General features: G+C 64.9%; 1 protein-coding gene and 1 pseudogene. Both read left to right on the top strand.

Features of this window, described 5'->3' with window-relative positions; translation table 11 throughout:
- Positions 1–70: 70 nt before the first annotated feature.
- Positions 71–1,330: pseudogene (locus AC3WWR_RS26940) on the top strand (carboxyltransferase domain-containing protein); the annotation flags it as partial.
- 24 nt (positions 1,331–1,354) lie between these two features.
- A complete protein-coding gene (gene atzF / locus AC3WWR_RS26935) occupies positions 1,355–3,133 on the top strand; it encodes an allophanate hydrolase (protein ID WP_020798405.1) in 1,779 nt (592 codons plus the stop codon).
- Positions 3,134–3,292: the final 159 nt, after the last annotated feature.

Below are 3,292 nucleotides of genomic sequence, written 5' to 3'. Positions count from 1 at the left end.
ACCCCCCCCCCCCCCCCCCCCCCCCCCCCCCCCCCCCCCCCCCCCCCCCCCCCCCCCCCCCCCCCCCCCACAGGGGGCTGTGTCGCCTGTGGTGTTGGATATTGGTCAGGAGGATACGCGGCTGGTTGCGCGGCTGTCGGGGGATACACACCTGCTCCTGGAAATCGGCGCCCCCGAACTCGACCTCGTCCTGCGCTTTCGCGCCCACGCCCTCATGCAAGCCCTGGAAAGCAAACACCTGCACGGCGTGATCGACCTGACCCCGGGCATTCGCTCGCTGCAAGTGCACTACCAGCCCGAGCAATTGCCGCTTGCCGACTTGCTGGGCATCGTTGCCGGCGAATGGGACGCCGTGTGCGCCGCCAAGGACCTGCAGGTCCCCTCGCGCATCGTCCACCTGCCGCTGTCCTGGGACGACCCGGCCTGTCAGCTGGCCATCGAGAAATACATGACCACCGTGCGCAAGGACGCCCCCTGGTGCCCGAGCAACCTGGAGTTCATCCGCCGCATCAACGACCTGGCGAACCTCGATGAGGTGCAGCGCACGGTGTTCGACGCCAGCTACCTGGTGATGGGCCTGGGCGATGTGTACCTCGGCGCACCGGTCGCCACCCCGCTCGATCCGCGCCATCGCCTGGTGACCACCAAATACAACCCGGCCCGCACCTGGACCGCGGAAAATTCGGTGGGCATCGGTGGCGCCTACATGTGCGTGTACGGCATGGAAGGCCCCGGCGGTTATCAGTTCGTCGGGCGAACGCTGCAGATGTGGAATCGCTATCGCGAAGTCGCCGCCTTCGATGGCAAGCCATGGCTGCTGCGCTTCTTCGACCAGATCCGTTTCTACCCGGTCAGCGCCGATGAACTGCTGCGCATTCGCCGGGACTTCCCCCTCGGGCGCTTCCCCCTGAACATCGAGCACAGTCAGCTGAACCTCGCCGATTACCAGGCCTTCCTGGCGCAGGAGGCCCAGGGCATCAACGCGTTTCGCGATCAGCAAAAAGGCGCATTCAATGCCGAACGCGAACGCTGGATCGCCAGCGGCCAGGCACATTACGACAGCGAGGAATTGGCCCCGGAGGTGACCGAAGACGCGCCTCTGGCCAACGGTCAGCAGAGCATCGACAGCCATATCGCCGGCAACCTCTGGCAGGTTCAGGTGCAGGCTGGCAATCGCGTCGAGGCCGGTGACGTGCTGGTGATCCTGGAGTCGATGAAGATGGAAATCCCGCTGCTCGCGCCGATGGCCGGCGTGGTGCGTGAGATTCGCGTGCAGCCAGGTTCGGCGGTGCGTGCCGGACAACGCGTCGTGGTGCTGGAACTCGACTGAAGCCATTTCGAAAGGACAAATACCATGAACATCAATCTGCAACTCGACGCCCTGCGCAACGCCTACCGCGATGGCAGCACCACGCCCCGGCAACTGCTGCCGGGCCTTCGGGACAAAGCGGCGGCACTGAACCCGGACTATCACCTGTTCATCCACTTGCTCAGCGCCGAAGAACTGGAGCCCTACCTCGCCGCCCTCGACGGCCGCGACATCGACAGCCTGCCGCTGTACGGCGTGCCGTTCGCGATCAAGGACAACATCGACCTGGCGGGCATACCGACCACGGCGGCCTGTCCGGCATTCGCCTACGTACCGCAACGTTCGGCGACCATCGTCGAGCAACTGCTGGCGCTGGGCGCAGTTCCCCTGGGCAAGACCAACCTCGATCAGTTCGCCACCGGCCTCAACGGCACTCGCTCGCCCTATGGCGCATGCTCCAATAGTGTGTTGCCGGAGTATCCGTCGGGTGGTTCCAGCGCCGGTTCTTCACTGGCGGTGGCGCTCGGTGTGGCGAGTTTTTCCCTGGGCACCGACACGGCGGGCTCCGGGCGCGTGCCGGCGGCGTTGAACAATCTGGTCGGGATGAAAGCCACCAAGGGCCTGATTTCCACCGCCGGCGTGGTGCCGGCCTGTCGCACCCTCGATTGCGTGACGACGTTCACCGCAACCGCCCGGGAGGCCAGTCAGTTGCTTGCATTGACCGCCAAACTCGACCCACGGGACGAGTACAGCCGCAGCAATCCGTCGTGGAATGACGGCTCGGCGTTCGGTGCCATGCGTGCCTTCCGTTTCGGCGTGCCCCGGGCGCAAGACCTGGAGTTTTTCGGCTGCGCTGAAGGCCCGTTATTGTTCGCCGACGCCGTCGAGCAACTCAAAGCCATGGGTGGTTACGCCGTGGAGCTCGATCTGTCGCCGTTCCTCGAAGCGGCACGTCTGCTCTACGAAGGCCCTTGGGTAGCCGAGCGCTACAGCGTGGCCGGCGAGCTGATGGAAGAAAATCCGCAAGCCGTGTTGCCGGTGATTCGCGCCGTATTGGCCAAGGCGCCGGCGGTCAACGGCGTGCAAACCTTCCGCGCGCAGTATCGCCTGCAAGCGCTGAAAGCCTTGTGCGACAAAGCACTCGATGGCCTCGATTGCGTAGTCACGCCGACCATTGGCCGCCCGGTCACACTGGCGGAACTCCACGCCGAACCGGTCCAGCGCAATAGCGAACTGGGCTACTACACCAACTTCATGAACCTGCTCGACTACGCCGCCATCGCCGTGCCCAGCGGGTTCATGGACAACGGTTTGCCCTGGGGCGTGACCCTGTTCGGACGGGCGTTCACCGATCAATACCTGTTGAGTCTGGCCGATGGCTTGCAGCGCCAGCAAGGATTGGCGGCACCGGCACCGACGGTTGTTGCGCGCAATGACCGGGCGCGGCTGGTGGTCTGTGGCGCGCACCTGGATGGCCTGGCGTTGAACTGGCAGCTCAAGCAGCGCGGCGCGCGCCTGGTGGAAAGTACGTTCAGCTCACCCGACTATCAACTGTATGCCTTGGCCGGTGGCCCGCCGTTTCGTCCGGGCATGGTTCGGGTCAAGGACGGCGGCGTGGCGATTGCCGTGGAAGTCTGGGAACTGCCGAGTAGCGAACTGGGCTCGTTCCTGACCGGCATCCCGGCACCGTTGGGATTGGGTAAGGTGCAACTGGCGGATGGTCGCTGGGAAAGCGGGTTCATCTGTGAGGCCTATGGGTTGGAGGGGGCGGTGGATATCAGCCATCTGGGCGGCTGGAGGGCCTACCTACACCTCCTGACGTGAGATCGTTCCCACGCTCTGCGTGGGAATGCAGCCCGGGACGCTCCGCGTCCCCTCCAGAGCCGAACGCGGAGCGTCCGTTGAGGCATTCCCACGCAGAGCGTCACTAGTGTCCGGTAAACATGTTTCATAGCTGAAGGCTGCCTTGGGCAGCCTTCAGCT

It is taken from the genome of Pseudomonas sp. EB271-G4-1 (genome assembly GCF_058791355.1).
This window is presented reverse-complemented; position numbering and strand designations above follow the sequence as displayed.

What these genes read in the sequence shown, in the direction of transcription:
- atzF (WP_020798405.1), top strand. Translation starts at nt 1,355, where the DNA reads ATGAACATCAATCTGCAACTCGACGCCCTGCGCAACGCCTACCGCGAT.